Origin of the sequence: Streptomyces sp. NPDC018026, assembly GCF_044327745.1 — a bacterium.
GTDB classification, from domain to species: domain Bacteria; phylum Actinomycetota; class Actinomycetes; order Streptomycetales; family Streptomycetaceae; genus Streptomyces; species Streptomyces rubrogriseus.
Genome location: NZ_JBIRFY010000002.1, coordinates 938,128 through 955,416, shown reverse-complemented (window position 1 = coordinate 955,416; position 17,289 = coordinate 938,128). Strand labels below are relative to the sequence as shown.

Genomic DNA, 17,289 nt, shown 5'->3' with positions numbered 1-17,289 from the left:
ACCGTAGCGCTGTCGCAAGTCTTGCGGCAAGACTTGCGAAAGTAACGGAAAGGATTTTCACAGGACTTGCCCGGGTCGCCCGGCGGGCAGGCGGACGCGCGAGGGCCCGCCACTCCCCTGGGGAAGCGGCGGGCCCTTCAGCGGTACGGAGGGAGCGTCAGGCGCGGGTCCACCACACCGTCGTGTCCGCCGGCACCTTCGCCTCGCCGGCCGCCTCGGTGATCTCGCCGCTGGCCAGCAGGACGCGCCCGTACGCGGGCATCGCGACCGACTCGCCGGTGGTGTTGGCGACGCACACGAAGTCCCCGCGCCGGAAGGCGACGACGCCCTCCGGGGCGCGCAGCCACTCCACCGCGTCGCCCGCGCCGAGATCGGCGGTGGACCGGCGGACGGCCAGGGCCTCGCGGTACAGCTCCAGGGTCGAGCCGGACTCGCCGGTCTGCGCCTCGACGCTCAGCTCGCCCCAGCCGGCCGGCTGCGGCAGCCAGCTGCCGCCGTCGCCGAAGCCGTACGACGATCCCTCGCGGGTCCACGGGATCGGGACGCGGCAGCCGTCGCGGAAACCGTCCTGGCCGGCGCCGCGGAAGTACGCCGGGTCCTGGCGCACCTCGTCGGGCAGGTCGACGACGTCCGGGAGGCCCAGCTCCTCGCCCTGGTAGACGTAGGCCGAGCCCGGCAGGGCCAGCATCAGCAGGGTCGCGGCACGGGCGCGCCGCAGGCCCAGTGCGCGGTCTCCGGCCAGGCGGATCTGGGTGCCGAGGCCCGCCGGGTTGGCGAAGCGGGTGGCGTGCCGGGTGACGTCGTGGTTGGACAGGACCCAGGTGGCGGGGGCGCCGACCGGGCGCATGGCGTCGAGGGTGCGGTCGATGACGGTGCGCAGTTCCTCGGCGTCCCAGTGGGTGCCCAGGTACTGGAAGTTGAACGCCTGGTGCAGCTCGTCGGGGCGCACGTAGTTGGCGGTGCGTTCGACGGTCGGAGTCCACGCCTCCGCCACGAAAATGCGCTCTCCGCTGTACTCGTCGAGGATGCGGCGCCACTGCCGGTAGATCTCGTGCACGCCGTCCTGGTCGAAGAACGGCATGACATCGTTGCCCAGCAGCTTCAGCTGCTCGTGGGATCCCAGGTCGGGCAGGCCCTCGGCCTTCACCATGCCGTGCGCGACGTCGATGCGGAAGCCGTCCACGCCCATGTCCAGCCAGAACCGCAGGATGGAGCGGAACTCGTCGCCGACGGCCGGGTGCTCCCAGTTGAAGTCGGGCTGCTCGGGGGCGAAGAGGTGCAGGTACCACTCCCCCGGCGTGCCGTCGGGCTCGGTGACCCGGGTCCAGGCGGGGCCGCCGAAGATGGACTCCCAGTCGTTGGGCGGCAGTTCGCCGTTCTTCCCCTTGCCGGGGCGGAAGTGGTAGCGGTCCCGGGAGGGGGAGCCGGGGCCCTCGGCGAGGGCGCGCCTGAACCACTCGTACTGGTCGGAGGAGTGGTTGGGCACCAGGTCGACGATGATGCGCAGGCCCAGCGCGTGGGCGTCGCGGATCAGCGCGTCGGCGTCCAGGAGGGTGCCGAACATGGGGTCGACGGCCCGGTAGTCGGCGACGTCGTAGCCGGCGTCGGCCTGCGGGGAGGCGTAGAAGGGGCTGAGCCACACGGCGTCCACGCCCAGGTCGCGCAGGTACGGCAGGCGGGTGCGGACACCCTCCAGGTCGCCCATGCCGTCGCCGTTGCTGTCGGCGAAGCTGCGCGGGTACACCTGGTAGATGACCGCGTCCCGCCACCAGTCGTGGCGCTCGGAGACGGTGGCGACGGCGGAGGTGGGGGCCGGTGCGGCGGAAGGCTGCTGGCTCATGTCGTCCTTGGTACGTAACGGAACGGAGTGGAGGCGTGGGTGGGGGAAGAGCGGCCGGCCGCGGTGCAGCGGGGTCGGATGGGCACCGCGGCCGGACGTTTCCGGGGGGCGGTCAGCCCTTCGTGCCGCCCGCGGTGAGGCCGGTCACCAGGTTCTTCTGCACGAGGTAGAAGAACGCGGAGACGGGTATCGCGACGAGCACGGCGGTGGCCGCCATCAGGTTGCGCTGGGCGTCGTGCTCGCTGACGAAGCTCTGCAGGCCGACGGCGAAGGTGTACTTCGTGTCGCTCAGCATGAACGTCGAGGCGAAGGCGACCTCGCCGAACGCGGTGATGAAGCTGTAGAAGCCGGCCACCGCCAGGCCCGGCCGGGCCAGCGGCAGGATCAGCCGGAAGAAGGTGCCGAACGGGGTCAGCCCGTCCACCCGCCCGGCCTCGTCGATCTCGAACGGGATGGTGTCGAAGTAGCCCTTGAGCAGCCAGGCGCAGTACGGCACCGCGGTCGAGCAGTAGACGAGGATCAGGCCGAAGTAGTTGTCGATGAGCTGGAGCTTCGACAGGATCTGGTACATCGGCACGATCAGGACCGCGATGGGGAACATCTGGGTGACCAGCAGGACCCACATGAGCTTCTTGTAGCCCGGGAAGCGCATCCGCGAGACCGCGTAGCCGGTCGTCGCGGCGACCAGCACACCGATGACGGTGGTGCCCAGCGAGACGATCAGCGAGCTCTTGAGCCAGTCGAAGAAGTTGGTGTCCTGGAGCACGAACGCATAGTTGTCGAAGGTCATCTTCGACCAGATGCGTCCGGGGTGCAGGTAGTCGTTCTTGTCCGGGCCGAGGGACAGGTAGACCAGCCAGGCGACCGGGAAGAGCGCGACGAGGCTCGCGAGGCTCAGCACGCCGTGCGAGGCGAGGGACGCGGCGCGGCTGCGTTCGCCGCGGCCGCGGACCTTGCGCGGCGGCGCGGTGGACGCGGTGACCTGCTCGGCGGGGGCCTTGATGGGTGCGGTGCTTGTACTCATGGCGGCTCCTGCCTCAGTTCGCGAGCTGCTGCTCATTGCGGTTCAGCCAGCGGCGGTAGAAGGAGGTGAAGACGATCAGGATGGCCAGCAGCAGGATGCCGTAGGCGGCGGACTGCGCGAAGTCGCGCGGCTGCTGTCCGAAGCCGAGCTGGTACGCCCAGGTGACGAGGATCTGCGCGTCGGGGGCGGTGTTGCCGAACAGCAGGAAGATCACGGCGAACTGGTTGAAGGTCCAGATGATGCCGAGCAGGACGACGGTGGAGCTGACCGAGCGCAGACCGGGCAGGGTGACGTAGCGGAAGCGCTGCCAGGCGTTGGCGCCGTCCATCTCGGAGGCCTCGTAGAGGCTGTTGTCGATGGACTGCAGGCCGCCCAGGAGCGAGACCATCATGAACGGCACGCCGCACCAGGTGTTGACCATGATCGCGGAGAAGCGCTGCCAGAAGGTGTCCTCCAGCCACGCGGGCGTCGGCAGGTGCAGCCAGTCCAGGGCGGAGTTGATGATGCCCTGGTCGGCGAGCATGAAGCGCCAGCCGAAGACGGTGACGAAGGTGGGCACGGCCCAGGGCAGGACCAGGATCAGCCGGTAGAAGGTCCGGCCGCGCAGCTTCTGGTTGAGCAGCAGGGCGAGCCCGAGGCCGATGAAGAAGTGCAGGCCGACGCAGACCGCCGTCCACACGATGGTCCAGATGAAGTGCGACCAGAAGCGGTCGTAGGCCGTCGGGCCCCACAGGATGTCGGCGTAGTTGTCCAGGCCGACGAACTTGTAGGTGGCCTCGATCTCGTTGACGCCGATGGTGCGGCCCGTGTTGAGGCTGTTGGCGTCGGTGAGGGTGAGGTAGAGGCCGTAGCCCAGCGGGTACAGCACGAGGACGCCGATCACGACGGCCACCGGCGCGATCATGGCGTAGGCGTACCAGTGCTTCTGGTAGCCGTCTTTCAGACGCCGGCCGAGGCCGGGCCGCGGGGTGCGGTCACCGCGGCGCTTGCCGGTCGCGCGGTCGATGGCGACTGTCATGGTTCGACACCTTCGGGAGCATCGGGAAGGTCAGGGTTGTGCGGTCGGGACGCGGCGCACGGCCGGTGACCGCCGGGCCCTCCCCCCACTGCGGGGCCCGGCGGTCGGTGCTGCTACTTGCTGAAGTCCGGCACCAGCTTGGCGATCGCGGTCTCGGCGTCGCCCAGCCCGTCGTCCAGGGACTTCTTGCCGCCGGCGATCTGCGGCAGCTCGTCGTCCAGCGGCGTCCACAGGGAGCTGTACTCGGGCAGCGCCGGGCGCGGCTGGGCGGCGGGCAGGACCGTCTGGAAGCCGGCGATGCCCGGGTCGGCCTTGACCTTCGCGGTGTAGGCGTCGTCGCGGGTCGGCAGCGTGGAGTTCTTCAGGGCGACGGTCTCCTGGGACTTCGCCGAGGTCATGAAGTTCACGAACTTCAGCGCCGCCTCCTGGTGCGCCTTGTCCGAACCGGCGTAGACCGACAGGTTGTGGCCGCCGGTCGGGGCGCCCGCCTTGCCGGTGGAACCGGCCGGGACGGTGGCGATGCCGAGGTTGTTCTTGTCCTTGAAGGCCGAGCCCTTGTAGAAGTTGGTGATCTCCCACGGGCCCTGGATGATCGAGGCGACCTTGCCGCTGACGAACGCCTCCTGGATGTGGGCGTAGGCGTCCGCGGTGGTGTCGGCCTTGTGCAGGCCCTTGCCGTCGAAGAGGCTCAGCCAGGTGCCGTAGCCCTTCTTCGCCTCGGCCGAGTTGATGGTGACCTTCTTGGCGTCGGCGTCGACCGTGTCGGTGCCCTCGCCGTACAGGAACGGCTGCGCGTAGTAGCCGGCCGTGGAGGCCCAGTAGCCGTCGGCGCCGGTCTTGTCCTTGATGGTGGCGGCGGCCTTCTTCAGGTCGTCCCAGGTCCCCGGGACCTCGACGCCGGCCTTCTCGAAGAGCGCCTTGTTGTAGACGAAGGCGAGGGTGTCGGTGACCAGCGGGACGCCGTAGGTCTTGCCCTCGTACTTGGCCTGCTCGATCAGGTTGGGCTGGAACTTGTCCTGCTCGGCGAGGGCCTCGGTGCCGTCCAGCGGCAGGAAGAAGCCCTTCTTGGCGAAGGCGGGCGTCCAGCCGACCTCGGAGCGCAGCACGTCCGGGGCGCCCTTGGAGCCTGCGGCGGTGTCGAACTTGTTCTGCGCCTGGTCGAAGGGCACGTTGACGAAGTTGACCTTGACGCCCTTGTTGGCGGCCTCGAACTCCTTGACCAGGGCCTTGTAGGTCGGCGCCTCGTTGGTCGCGTTGGAGGTGTCCCAGTAAGTGATGGTGACCGGTCCGCCCGACTCGCTGTCGCTGTCGCCGTCTCCGCCGCACGCCGTCGCCGCCAGGGCGAGGGACGCCACCAGCGCGGTGGCCGCTATGCCACGCCGCATGAGTTCTCCTTGAGGGTGAAAGCCCGTGTGGTGCAGGGTGCGGGCCCGTCCGCCGCTCCTGCCGACCGCCGACCGCTTCGTTGCTGCCGTCGGGCGACGTGAACGTAACAGCGTTGAAAGCCCGGCGAAAGGTCTTGCTGCAAAAATGTGCAAGAGATCTCCGAAGTTATCCGGGCGTGACCTCTCGGCGACCGTCATGAGACGCTTGTTTACGGGGCCCGAGCGGTATCGGGCGGGTTGTGCAAGACTCTGCAAGCTCTTGCCGCCACTTTCTTGAGGGAGCGCGATGACGCAGCAGCCCGCGCCGGGCCGTCCGACGGGCCGTCCAACAGGCCGCCCACGGCGCCCGATCGGTGTGCAAGGGAGCGGCCGACAGGTACAGTCCACCCCTGTGACCACACGGCTTGCCGACATCGCCGCGCAGGCGGGGGTGAGCGAAGCGACCGTCAGCCGGGTCCTCAACGGGAAGCCGGGCGTCGCCGCCACCACCCGCCAGTCCGTGCTCGCCGCCCTCGACGTGCTGGGCTACGAGCGCCCCGTGCGGCTGCGGCAGCGCAGCGAGGGCCTGGTGGGCCTGATCACCCCGGAGCTGGAGAACCCGATATTCCCGGCCCTGGCCCAGGTCATCGGGCAGGCGCTGACCCGCCAGGGCTACACGCCCGTCCTCGCCACCCAGACGCCGGGCGGCTCCACGGAGGACGAGCTGACCGAGATGCTGGTCGACCGCGGGGTCGCCGGCATCATCTACGTCTCGGGGCTGCACGCCGACACCACCGCCGACATGCAGCGCTACGAGCGGCTGCGCGCGCAGGGCGTGCCCTTCGTCCTCGTCGACGGCTTCTCGTCGCAGGTGCAGGCGCCGTTCATCTCGCCCGACGACCGGGCCGCGATGAGCCTCGCGGTCACCCATCTCGTCTCGCTCGGCCACACCCGGATCGGACTGGCCCTCGGGCCCAAGCGGTTCGTGCCGGTGCAGCGCAAGATCGAGGGTTTCGTGCGCACCGTCCAGGACCAGTTGGGGCTGAGCGCCGAGACGGTGGAGAAGGAGCTGGTCCAGCACTCGCTGTACACGCTGGAGGGCGGCCAGGCTGCTGCCTCGGCGCTCATCGGGCGGGACTGCACGGCGGTGGTCTGCGCCAGCGACATGATGGCGCTGGGCGCGATACGCGCGGCCCGGCAGCTGGGCCTGGACGTGCCCAAGGACGTCTCGGTGGTCGGCTTCGACGACTCGCCGCTGATCGCCTTCACCGACCCGCCGCTCACCACGGTCCGCAAGCCGGTCCCGGCGATGGGTCAGGCGGCGGTGCGCACGCTGCTGGAGGAGATCGGCGGGACGCCCGCGCCGCACAGCGAGTTCGTGTTCATGCCGGAGCTGGTGGTGCGCGGTTCGACCGCGTCGGCGCCGGGCGAGCGCGGCCGCCCCTGACGCCTGTGGGGGTGCCGGGTCCGGGGCGGATGCGGGTCGGTTCCACCTGAGGGATGATCGGTGGGAGAAGGCTTTTCTGGCAGACTTCAGGCCTATGGGTGACGCGACCGTGAGGACTCGGGAACGCCTGGAAGAGGGCGTTCCGCACCCCGTCGCCGGGACGACGGGGAAGAGCCTCCTGTCCCGGCTGCGCACCCCGCGCCGGCCGCGCCTGTGGTTCGAGATCCTGCTGATCGCGCTCAGCTACTGGACGTACTCCCTGGTCCGCAACGCGGTGCCGGAACAGCGGACCGCGGCGCTGCGCAACGCCGACTGGATCTGGCGCGTCGAGCAGCAACTGGGCATCGCCGTCGAGGAGTCCGTCAACCACGCGGTCAACTCGGTGACTTGGCTGGTCGTGGGCATGAACTACTACTACGCCACGCTGCACTTCGTGGTGACTCTGGGTGTCCTGGTGTGGCTCTTCCGCAGCCATCCCGGCCGCTACGCGGCGACCCGGCTGGTGCTCTTCGCGACCACGGGTGTCGCGCTCGTCGGCTACTACCTGTATCCGCTCGCTCCGCCCCGGCTGATGACCGGCGGGCATTTCGTCGACACGGTGATGGTCCACCAGACCTGGGGGTCGATGGCGTCCGGGGACCTGAAGAACATGTCCAACCAGTACGCCGCGATGCCGTCGATGCACATCGGGTGGTCGGTGTGGTGCGGGCTGACGATCTTCGCACTGGCGTCGGTGCCGTGGGTGCGAGTGCTGGGGCTGGTGTATCCGGCGCTCACGCTGGTGGTGATCGTGGCGACGGCGAACCACTTCTGGCTGGACGCGGTGGGGGGTGTGCTGTGTCTGGCGTTCGGGTACGGGGTGGCTTACGTCTGGTACGGGCGGATGCCGTACCGGTTGCCCAGGGTGGTCCCGGAGGTGCGGCGGCGTCGGCGGTGGTCGGTGCGCAGCCCGGCGTAGCGGGGTGCCGCTGCGCCCACCCGTGCCGCCCTGCGGCACGATTGCCCGCAGCTGCGGCAAGGGGGGCGGTAGCCGTTACGCGTAGAACAGCTCCTCCACCACCGTGCGGGCCCGGCGGGCCGTGCGGCGGTATTCGTCGAGCATGTCGCCCGCGTGGCCCGAGCCGTGGCCGAGGTAGCGGCCCACGGCCGCCAGCTCGCGCGGGTCGGTGGGGAAGGTGTCGCCCGCCCGCCCGCGGACCAGCATCACCGCGTTGCGGACCCGGGTCGCCAGTACCCAGGCCTCGTCGAGCGTGGCGGTGTGCTCCTCCGAGACCAGCCCGGCGTCCCGGGCGGCGGCCAGCGCCGTGCGCGTCCCCGTGGTCCGCAGCCCGGCGATCTCGTGCCCGTGCCGGAGCTGCATCAGCTGCACCGTCCACTCCACGTCGGAGAGACCGCCCGGCCCCAGTTTGGCGTGCAGCTTGGGGTCGGCCCCGCGCGGCAGGCGCTCGGACTCCATGCGGGCCTTGAGCCGCCGGATCTCCCGTACGGCGTCCTCCCCGAGCCCGCCCGCCGGGTACCGCAGGGGGTCGATCAGCCCGATGAAGCGCCGCCCCAGTTCCTCGTCCCCGGCGACGAACTCGGCCCGCAGCAGGGCGTGCGACTCCCAGCCCAGTGACCAGCGCCGGTAGTAGGCCTCGTAGGACTTCAGGGTCCGCACCAGCGGCCCGGACCTGCCCTCGGGACGCAGGTCGGCGTCGATCAGCAGCGGCGGGTCGGCGCTCGGGACCTGGAGCAGGCGGCGCATCTCGGCGACGACCTTGTTGGCGGCGTCGCCCGCCTCCCGCTCGTTCACGCCGTCGCGGGGCTCGTGCACGAACAGCACGTCCGCGTCCGAGCCGTAGCCCAGCTCGTGTCCGCCGAAGCGGCCCATGCCGATGATCGCGAACCGGGTCGGCAGGACGTCGCCCCACTTGTCCCGCACGACCGCCCGCAGTGTGCCCGCGAGCGTCGCCGCCGTCAGGTCGGACACCGCGCCGCCGACCAGGTCCACCAGGGCACCCTGGTCGGCCTCGACGGGCTGGGACTCGGTGCCGTAGGAGCCGACGATGTCCGCGGCGGCCGTGCGGAACAGCTCCCGGCGCCGTACGCCGCGCACCGCGGTGACGGCCTGTACGGCGTCGTCGGCGCGCCGGACCGCGGCGAGGGTCTCCTGCTCCAGCTGGGCCCGGCCGCGCGGCCGCAGTCCCCCGGCGACGCCGTCGCCGAGCAGCGCGACGGCCTCCGGGGCCCGCATCAGCAGGTCGGGGGCGAGCCGCCCGGCGGAGAGCACTCGGGCGAGGTTCTCGGCGGCGGCGCCCTCGTCGCGCAGCAGCCTGAGGTACCAGGGGGTGGTGCCGAGCGCGTCGGAGACCTTGCGGAAGTTGAGCAGTCCGGTGTCCGGGTCGGCGGAGTCGGCGAACCAGCCGAGCAGCACGGGCAGCAGGGTGCGCTGGATGGCCGCCTTGCGGGTGACGCCGGACGCCAGCGCCTCCAGGTGCCGCAGGGCGGCGGCCGGGTCGGCGTAGCCGAGGGCGACCAGGCGTTCCCGGGCCGCCTCGGGGCTGAGCCGGGCCTCGCCGGGGGCGAGCTGGGCGACGGCGTCGAGCAGCGGCCGGTAGAACAGCTTCTCGTGCAGCCGGCGGACGACGGCGGCGTGCCGCCTCCAGGCCCGCAGCAGCCCGGTCACCGGGTCGTTGCGCAGGCCCAGGGAGCGACCCATGCGGCGCAGGTCGGCCTCCTCCTCGGGCACCAGGTGGGTGCGGCGCAGCCGGTGCAGCTGGATGCGGTGCTCCATGGAGCGCAGGAACCGGTACGCCTCGTCGAGCTGGGCGGCGTCGGCGCGGCCGACGTAGCCGCCCGCGGCGAGGGCCGCCAGCGCGTCCAGCGTCGTGCCGCTGTGCAGGGAGGTGTCCGCCCGTCCGTGCACCAGCTGGAGGAGCTGCACGGCGAACTCGACGTCCCGGAGGCCGCCGGGCCCGAGCTTGAGCTGCCGGTCGACCTCGGTGACGGGGATGTTCTCCACCACCCGGCGGCGCATCTTCTGCACGTCCGGGACGAAGTTCTCGCGGTCGGCGGCCTGCCACACCAGGGGCTGGAGGGCGGCGACGTACTCGGCGCCCAGGCCGGGGTCGCCGGCCACCGGACGGGCCTTGAGCAGCGCCTGGAACTCCCAGGTCTTGGCCCAGCGCTGGTAGTAGGCCACGTGGCTGCTGAGGGTGCGCACCAGTGGGCCGTTGCGGCCCTCGGGGCGCAGGTTGGCGTCGACGGGCCAGATGGAGCCCTCGACGGTGGTCTCGGAGCAGATCCGCATCATGTGCGCGGCGAGCGAGGTCGCGGCCCGCATCGCCTTGGCCTCGTCGGCGTCCTCGCCCCCGACCGGGCTCTCCACCGCCTCGCCCACGAAGATGACGTCCACGTCGGAGACGTAGTTCAGCTCGTGTCCGCCGCACTTGCCCATCGCGATCACCGCGAGCCTGCACCGCGCGGCGTCCTCGGGCGCGGCGGCCTCGGCGAGGGCCAGGGCGGCGCGCAGGGTGGCGGTGGCGAGGTCGGCCAGCTCGGCGGCGGTCTGGGCGACGTCGATGGTGCCGCAGACGTCGCGGGCGGCGATGGACAGCAGGCAGCGCCGGTAGGCGACGCGCAGGGACACCGGGTCGGTGGCCTCGGCGAGCCCCCGCTCGAACTCCTCGACTCCGGGGTGCAGGTCGCGCGGCTCGTACGTCACGAGGGCCTGCCAGTCCCCGGCGTGCCGGGCGAGGTGGTCGGCGAGCGCCTCGGAGGCGCCGAGCACACCGAGGAGACGGTCGCGCAGCGGCTTGGCGGCTATCAGGGTGTCCAGCAGCTCCTGGCGGGCGGTGGCGTCGGGCTGCGCCTCCAGGAGCCGTACCAGTCCGTGCAGGGCGAGGTCCGGGTCGGCGGTGGCGCCCAGCGCCTCCAGCAGGACGGGATCGGCGCGCAGCTCGGCCAGCTCGGCCCCGTCCAGCAGCCGTTCGGCGGCCGAGGGGTCGGTGAAACCGTGCCGCAGCAGTCGCGTGAAGGTACTGCTCCTGCGCCCCGGCGCCGTCATCTCGGCCTCCTGTCGGACTGCGGGGCACACGGGCCCGGGTGGGATCAAGGTCGTACGGGCTGAGCGTAGCCGGGGAACGGCGTGCGGGCGCCGGGACGTACCGCTCCCGCTTTCCGGTGGACCGCCCCGGACTCGTACGATATCTTGTACAAGCCGAGGAAGGGAGGCACTGGTATGTCCATCACCGCCAGCGAAGCCCGTCAGAATCTGTTCCCGCTGATAGAGCAGGTCAACGAGGACCACGCCCCGGTGCACATCACCTCCCGCAAGGGGAACGCCGTGCTCATGTCCGAGGAGGACTTCACGGCGTGGACGGAGACGGTGCATCTCCTGCGCTCGCCGAGGAACGCCCGCCGTCTGCTCGACTCGATCGCGGAGGCCGAGGCGGGCGACGCACGGCAGCACGAGCTGATCGACCCGGACGCGGAGCGGGCGTGAGGATCACTTTCACGTCCCACGGCTGGGAGGACTACGTCCACTGGGCCGAGAGCGACCGGAAGGTGACCAAGCGGATCAACAGACTGATCGCCGACATCGCCCGTGACCCGTTCAAGGGCGTCGGCAAGCCGGAGCCGCTCAAGGGCGACCTGTCCGGCTACTGGTCACGGCGCATCGACGACACGCACCGTCTTGTGTACAAGCCCACCGATGACCAGCTGGTCATCGTCCAGGCGCGCTACCACTACTGACACCCGCCGGTGCGGACCCGACGCCCGCGACCGGCGACAGCCGAAGGAGTCACGCCATGGACTTCACGCTCGAAGTCATCCCGCTCCCCGTCACCGACATCGACCGCGCCCGGGACTTCTACCGCGACAAGGTCGGCTTCCACGTCGACATCGACCAGGAGGTCATGCCGGGCATGCGGATCGTCCAGCTGACGCCCCCGGGCTCCGGCTGTTCGGTCGCCCTCGGCGACGCCATCTGGGACATGGCGCAGGGCCAGACCCGGCCGGAACCGGGCTCTTACCAGGGCCTCCAGCTCTGCGTCGCCGACATCAAGGCGGCCCACGCGGAGCTGACCGCCCGTGGTCTGGAGGTCTCGGAGCCGGTGCAGTACGCCCCGGACGACGGCGCCACCTTCATGTACTTCAAGGACCCGGACGGCAACGGCTGGGCGATCCAGGAGTACCGGCGCCGGGCGGCGGAGCCGCTGCACAAGGTGCTGGCCGACCTCAAGCAGGAGGGCTAGGCCGGCCCTCGCGCGCGAGGGCCGGCCGGTACGCGCGCCCCGCCGTCTCAGCGGCTCTCCCGCCAGCGGTTGGTGACCGGCAGGCGGCGGTCCTTGCCGAAGCCCTTGGGCGAGATCTTGGTGCCCGGCGGGTACTGCCGCCGCTTGTACTCGGCGGTGTCCACCATGCGCAGCGTCCGCGTCACCAGCTCCCGGTCGTACCCGGCGGCCACGATCTCGTCGGCGCCCCGGTCCTGGTCGACGTACAGGGCGAGGATGGCGTCCAGCACCGGGTAGTCCGGCAGCGAGTCCGTGTCGACCTGGCCCGGGCGCAGCTCCGCGCTCGGCGGCTTGGTGATCGAGTTCTCCGGGATCGGCGGGGTCCGGCCGCGGTCCCGGGCCGCACGGTTGCGCCACTCGGCGAGCCGGAAGACCGACGTCTTGTACACGTCCTTGACGGGTCCGTACGCGCCCACGGAGTCGCCGTACAGCGTGGAGTAGCCGACCGCCAGCTCCGACTTGTTGCCGGGGGCCAGCACGAGGTGGCCCTCCTGGTTGGAGAGTGCCATCAGCAGCGTGCCGCGCAGCCGGGACTGGAGGTTCTCCTCGGCCAGGCCGGTCAGCTCCAGCGCGCCCGTGTACGCGTCGAACATCGGCTCGATGGACACGGTGCGGTAGTTGAGGCCGGTGCGCCGGGCCAGCTCGGCCGCGTCGTCCCTGGAGTGCCCGGAGGAGTACTTGGAGGGCATCGAGACGCCGTACACGTGTTCCGCGCCGAGCGCGTCGCAGGCGATCGACGCGACCAGCGCGGAGTCGATGCCGCCGGACAGTCCGATCAGCACCGAGCGGAAGCCGTTCTTCGCGACGTACGCGCGCAGGCCGGTGACGAGCGCCGAGTAGACCTCCTCGTCGTCGTCCAGCGGCTCGGCGTGGCCGCCGGTCAGCCACGGCTCACCGGCGGGCACCGGGTCCGCCTCCGCTTCGGAGAGCACCACCCGGTCGATGCGCAGTCCGTCGTCCACGACGCCGGTGGGCGGTTCCGCTCCGGCGGCCGGCAGGTCGAGGTCCAGCACCACGCAGCCCTCGGTGAACCGCGGCGCCCGCGCCAGCACCGTCCCGTCCCGGTCGACGACGATCGAGTCGCCGTCGAAGACCAGCTCGTCCTGTCCGCCGGTCATGGCGAGGTAGGCGGTGGTGCACCCGGCCTCCTGCGATCGCTTGCGCACCAGCTCCAGCCGGGTGTCGTCCTTGTCCCGCTCGTACGGTGAGGCGTTGACGGAGAGCAGCAGCCCGGTCCGCGCCGAGCGGGCGGCCGGCACCCGGCCGCCGTCCTGCCACAGGTCCTCGCAGATGGCCAGCGCCACGTCCACGCCGCGCACCCGCACCACGGGCAGGGTGTCGCCGGGCACGAAGTAGCGGAACTCGTCGAAGACGCCGTAGTTCGGCAGGTGGTGCTTGGCGAAGCTCAGCGCCACCTCGCCGCCGTACAGCACGGCCGCCGCGTTCTGCGGGGCGCCGGCGGGCTGGCCGTACCTCGGCTGGGCGGTCGCCGAGCGGTCGAGGTGGCCGACGACGACGGGGACCCCGCCGAGCCCCTCGTCCGCCAGCCGCGTCGCGAGCGAGCGCAGGGCGGCGCGGGAGGCGTCGACGAAGGACGACCTGAGGGCCAGGTCCTCCACCGGGTACCCGGTCAGCATCATCTCCGGGAACGCCACCAGGTGCGCTCCCTGCCCGGCCGAGTGCCGGGTCCAGCGCAGGACCGACTCGGCGTTGCCGTCGATGTCGCCGACGGTGGAGTCGATCTGGTTCAGGGCGAGTCGTAGTCGAGGCACGGCTCCACTGTAATCGTCAGAACGACGCAATGGGGCGTCAGGCGTGTTACCGCCTGATGTCCGGGACCTCACGCACGCCGTCTCAGCTCCGCGGTTTCGCGCCCCGCTCGGCCAGCAGGTCGGCCATCAGCCGGATCTCCGACTCCTGGGACTCCACCATCCCGCGGGCCAGCCGCTTCTCCACGCCGACGGTGCACCTCTCGACGCACCCCTTCGCCATGTGGACGCCGCCCTTGTGGTGCTCGGTCATCAGCTGGAGGTAGTAGACCTCGGCCTGCTTCCCGTCCAGCGTCCCGAGCTTCTCCATCTCGGCGTCGGTGGCCATTCCCGGCATCAGCGAACCCTCCCCGGCGGACGGCGCGTCGCCCATGCCCATCCAGGTCATCGGCGGGTCGGACGACACCTTGGGCAGCGCCCACAGGTCGAGCCAGCCGATCATCATGCCGCGCTGGTTGGCCTGGGTCTGCGCGATGTCGTACGCGAGCCGCCGCACCTCCTCGTCGTCGGTGCGGTCGCGCACGATGTACGACATCTCCACGGCCTGCTGGTGGTGGACCGACATGTCCCGCGCGAACCCGGCGTCCGCGGAGTCGGCGGCCGGGGTCCTGCTCCCGCCGTCGTCCCCGGCGACCGCGTAGGTGATCCCGCCGGCCGCGACGAGCACGGCGGCCGCGGCCCCCGCGATCCAGCCGGCCCGTTTCGTGGTCACTGGGACAGTCCGTTGGTGCACGCGGCCCCGGGCTCGGGGGTCTGCTGTCCCTGGACGAACTTCTCGAAGAACTTGTCCACGTTCGGGTCGTCGGCGCCGGTCACCGTGCGCTGGTGCCCCCACGCGGACAGCACGATCGGGTCCTTCTGCTTGTCGTCGGGGCTCATCAGCGAGTACGGCGTCTTCTTGACCTTGGCGGCCAGCTTGTCGACGTCGGCCTCGGGCGCCTTGTCGGTGTACGTCACCCAGACGGCGCCGTGCTCCAGGGAGTGCACGGCGTTCTCGTTGTTCAGCGGCTTGGTGTAGACGTCGCCGTTGCAGTTCATCCAGACCTGGTTGTGGTCGCCGCCGACGGGGGGCTCGACGGGGTAGGTCACCTTCTTGGTGACGTGGTTGCGCCCCAGGTCGCCCTTCCAGGTCCGTACGCCGTCCGCGCCGGTCTCGAACTTGCCGGAGGTACTGCCGTCGGAGGCGGTGTCGCCGGAGGAGTCGTCGGACTGCGACCGGACGAGGAAGACGCCGCCGACGACGAGACCGGCGACGACCACGGTGCTGAGCGTGACCGTGAGGATCCGGTTGCGGCGGTTGCGGGCCTCCTCGGCACGCCGCATCTCGGCTATGCGGGCCTGTCGCGCCGTGTTGCTGCTCTTCTTGGCGGAACCCATGGGGTGTTGCCCTTCTGGGAAGGAATCTGGGGAACGGACGACCGTGAGGTCCGCTGATCGTAATGGCGCGGGGCCCGTCCTTCGTAGGGAGGTCGCAGGATCTGTCCCGGCCGGATCCCCGGAATGGCCCGATCGAACAGGTGGCCTCTACGCTGCGGTCACGGGGTGGGCCGGCCGACGGAGGTCCGCAACGCACACGTAACGGCGCTGTGGTGTGATGCTCAAGTGCCCGACCGCCTCCCGCCGTACCGGAGACAGGCGGCCTGACCAGCAAGGATGGGGAAGCGGAAGATGGACAAGCAGCAGGAGTTCGTGATCCGGACGCTGGAGGAGCGCGACATCCGGTTCGTACGCCTGTGGTTCACGGACGTGCTGGGCTTCCTCAAGTCCGTCGCCGTGGCCCCGGCCGAGCTGGAGCAGGCCTTCGACGAGGGCATCGGCTTCGACGGCTCCGCGATCGAGGGCTTCGCCCGGGTCTACGAGTCCGACATGATCGCCAAGCCCGACCCGTCGACGTTCCAGGTCCTGCCGTGGCGCGCGGAGGCCCCCGGCACCGCCCGCATGTTCTGCGACATCCTCATGCCGGACGGCTCGCCGTCCTTCGCGGACCCGCGCTACGTCCTCAAGCGCGCCCTGGCCCGCACCTCCGACCTGGGCTTCACCTTCTACACCCACCCCGAGATCGAGTTCTTCCTGCTGAAGGACAAGCCGGTCGACGGCTCGGTGCCCACCCCCGCCGACAACTCCGGCTACTTCGACCACACCCCGCAGAACATCGGCATGGACTTCCGCCGCCAGGCCATCACCATGCTGGAGTCGATGGGCATCTCGGTGGAGTTCTCGCACCACGAGGGCGCCCCCGGCCAGCAGGAGATCGACCTGCGCTACGCGGACGCGCTCTCCACGGCCGACAACGTCATGACCTTCCGCCTGGTCATGAAGCAGGTCGCCCTGGAGCAGGGCCTCCAGGCCACCTTCATGCCGAAGCCGTTCTCGGAGTACCCGGGCTCGGGCATGCACACCCACCTCTCCCTCTTCGAGGGCGACCGCAACGCGTTCTACGAGTCCGGTGCGGAGTACCAGCTCTCCAAGGTGGGGCGCTCCTTCATCGCGGGCCTGCTGCGCCACGCCGCCGAGATCTCCGCGGTCACCAACCAGTGGGTGAACTCCTACAAGCGCATCTGGGGCGGCACCGAGCGCACCGCCGGCGCGGGCGGCGAGGCCCCCTCCTACATCTGCTGGGGCCACAACAACCGCTCGGCCCTGGTCCGCGTCCCGATGTACAAGCCCGGCAAGACCGGCTCGGCCCGCGTCGAGGTCCGCTCCATCGACTCCGGCGCCAACCCGTACCTGACCTACGCGGTCCTCCTCGCCGCCGGTCTCAAGGGCATCGAGGAGGGCTACGAACTCCCGCCGGGCGCCGAGGACGACGTCTGGGCCCTCTCCGACGCGGAGCGCCGCGCCCTGGGCATCGAGCCCCTCCCCCAGAACCTGGGCGAGGCCCTCGCCCTGATGGAACGCAGCGACCTGGTCGCCGAGACCCTGGGCGAACACGTCTTCGACTTCTTCCTCCGCAACAAGCGCCAGGAGTGGGAGGAGTACCGCTCCCAGGTGACGGCCTTCGAGCTGCGGAAGTCGCTGCCGGTCCTGTAGGGCGGCTCTGGCGGCCCGGCGGACCCCGAGGGCTCAGGCGAGGGCGGTGACCAGCAGGGCGAAGGCCGCGAGGATGACCGCCAGGCGGACGTAGTGCCAGCGCAACCAGCGCTGCGTCTGCTCCTTCCAGTCCTCGGGCCGGTTCTCGGGGGTCCACGTCTTGTTCCGGTTGTTGATCGGGACGAGCAGCAGAAGCGACATGACCACGCTGACGATCAGCAGCGCACCGGCGGTGACGAGGAGGCCGGTGCCGCGGTGGTGCCACCCGGCCGCGGCCCACAGTGCGACGAGGACGAGCGAGCCGATGTACCAGACCGGCATCACCGCGCCGAGCATCCGGCCCCCGTGCGCGTGGCCGAGCTGACGGCTGTCCTCCGGGAGGGCGTTGAGGATCGGGTTCATGACGAAGGCGACGGCGAACTCCACCCCCACCATCACGCCGACGACGAGCGTGGTGACGACCTCGAGTGCGTTGAGCATGACGACCCCTTCGGAATCTAGTGCTGCTAGCCGATAAGGCA

General features: G+C 70.8%; 15 protein-coding genes. 6 read left to right on the top strand and 9 right to left on the bottom strand.

The genetic code is table 11. The features are described from left to right. Positions 1-157 precede the first annotated feature (157 nt). The 4 genes from ACH4D3_RS09895 to ACH4D3_RS09880 form a co-directional block, all read right to left on the bottom strand. Positions 158-1,840 (bottom strand): glycoside hydrolase family 13 protein, encoded by a 1,683-nt coding sequence (locus ACH4D3_RS09895; RefSeq protein ID WP_398318776.1) that lies wholly within the window; start codon positions 1,838-1,840, stop codon positions 158-160. 112 nt (positions 1,841-1,952) lie between these two features. Then, positions 1,953-2,864 (bottom strand): sugar ABC transporter permease, encoded by a 912-nt coding sequence (locus tag ACH4D3_RS09890; protein ID WP_398318773.1) that lies wholly within the window; start codon positions 2,862-2,864, stop codon positions 1,953-1,955. A gap of 13 nt (positions 2,865-2,877) precedes the next feature. Further along, entirely contained in the window at positions 2,878-3,882 is a 1,005-nt protein-coding gene (locus ACH4D3_RS09885; RefSeq protein WP_385360597.1) for a carbohydrate ABC transporter permease, read from the bottom strand. Between the two features lie 113 nt (positions 3,883-3,995). Continuing rightward, positions 3,996-5,267 carry an extracellular solute-binding protein gene (locus tag ACH4D3_RS09880; RefSeq protein WP_398318769.1) on the bottom strand — a complete coding sequence of 424 codons (1,272 nt, stop codon included), beginning with the start codon at positions 5,265-5,267 and terminating at the stop codon, positions 3,996-3,998. Between the two features lie 391 nt (positions 5,268-5,658). Here ACH4D3_RS09880 and ACH4D3_RS09875 point away from each other — a divergent pair, with 391 nt between their 5' ends. Together ACH4D3_RS09875 and ACH4D3_RS09870 are read left to right on the top strand one after the other, a co-directional pair. Continuing rightward, on the top strand, positions 5,659-6,693 hold the full coding sequence (locus tag ACH4D3_RS09875; protein WP_003976582.1) for a LacI family DNA-binding transcriptional regulator: 1,035 nt from the start codon (positions 5,659-5,661) through the stop codon (positions 6,691-6,693). Between the two features lie 94 nt (positions 6,694-6,787). Continuing rightward, on the top strand, positions 6,788-7,651 hold the full coding sequence (locus tag ACH4D3_RS09870; RefSeq protein WP_398318766.1) for a phosphatase PAP2 family protein: 864 nt from the start codon (positions 6,788-6,790) through the stop codon (positions 7,649-7,651). A gap of 75 nt (positions 7,652-7,726) precedes the next feature. Here the strand turns inward: ACH4D3_RS09870 and ACH4D3_RS09865 are convergent, their stop codons facing one another. Beyond that, positions 7,727-10,738: a bifunctional [glutamine synthetase] adenylyltransferase/[glutamine synthetase]-adenylyl-L-tyrosine phosphorylase gene (locus ACH4D3_RS09865; RefSeq protein WP_398318763.1), complete on the bottom strand. Its 3,012-nt coding sequence runs from the start codon at positions 10,736-10,738 to the stop codon at positions 7,727-7,729. A gap of 174 nt (positions 10,739-10,912) precedes the next feature. On the opposite strand from ACH4D3_RS09865, the gene ACH4D3_RS09860 reads away from it, so the two are divergent. Genes ACH4D3_RS09860 through ACH4D3_RS09850 form a run of 3 tightly spaced genes read left to right on the top strand, consistent with a single transcriptional unit; the run spans position 10,913 to position 11,930 of the window. Then, positions 10,913-11,176 (top strand): type II toxin-antitoxin system Phd/YefM family antitoxin, encoded by a 264-nt coding sequence (locus ACH4D3_RS09860; RefSeq protein WP_109031721.1) that lies wholly within the window; start codon positions 10,913-10,915, stop codon positions 11,174-11,176. Then, complete coding sequence (locus tag ACH4D3_RS09855) at positions 11,173-11,427, top strand: Txe/YoeB family addiction module toxin (RefSeq protein WP_003976577.1); 255 nt, start codon at positions 11,173-11,175, stop codon at positions 11,425-11,427. Before ACH4D3_RS09860 ends, ACH4D3_RS09855 begins: the two co-directional genes overlap by 4 nt. A gap of 56 nt (positions 11,428-11,483) precedes the next feature. Continuing rightward, positions 11,484-11,930 (top strand): VOC family protein, encoded by a 447-nt coding sequence (locus ACH4D3_RS09850; protein ID WP_398318758.1) that lies wholly within the window; start codon positions 11,484-11,486, stop codon positions 11,928-11,930. Between the two features lie 47 nt (positions 11,931-11,977). On the opposite strand, the gene ACH4D3_RS09845 is transcribed toward ACH4D3_RS09850, so the two are convergent. The 3 genes from ACH4D3_RS09845 to ACH4D3_RS09835 all read right to left on the bottom strand — a co-directional run bounded on the left by ACH4D3_RS09845 (position 11,978) and on the right by ACH4D3_RS09835 (position 15,115). After that, a complete protein-coding gene (locus tag ACH4D3_RS09845; RefSeq protein WP_398318755.1) occupies positions 11,978-13,741 on the bottom strand; it encodes an NAD+ synthase in 1,764 nt (587 codons plus the stop codon). A gap of 82 nt (positions 13,742-13,823) precedes the next feature. Then, positions 13,824-14,450, bottom strand: a complete 627-nt coding sequence (locus ACH4D3_RS09840; protein WP_398318752.1) for a DUF305 domain-containing protein — start codon at positions 14,448-14,450, stop codon at positions 13,824-13,826. Next, entirely contained in the window at positions 14,447-15,115 is a 669-nt protein-coding gene (locus ACH4D3_RS09835) for a DUF3105 domain-containing protein (protein ID WP_398318749.1), read from the bottom strand. The genes ACH4D3_RS09840 and ACH4D3_RS09835 overlap by 4 nt, the downstream gene beginning before the upstream one ends. A gap of 291 nt (positions 15,116-15,406) precedes the next feature. Here ACH4D3_RS09835 and glnA point away from each other — a divergent pair, with 291 nt between their 5' ends. Continuing rightward, positions 15,407-16,768, top strand: a complete 1,362-nt coding sequence (glnA, locus tag ACH4D3_RS09830) for a type I glutamate--ammonia ligase (protein WP_003976572.1) — start codon at positions 15,407-15,409, stop codon at positions 16,766-16,768. A gap of 33 nt (positions 16,769-16,801) precedes the next feature. Here the strand turns inward: glnA and ACH4D3_RS09825 are convergent, their stop codons facing one another. Beyond that, the gene (locus ACH4D3_RS09825) at positions 16,802-17,248 is read right to left on the bottom strand and encodes an anthrone oxygenase family protein (protein WP_398318747.1); all 447 of its coding nucleotides are present in this window, start codon (positions 17,246-17,248) and stop codon (positions 16,802-16,804) included. Positions 17,249-17,289: the final 41 nt, after the last annotated feature.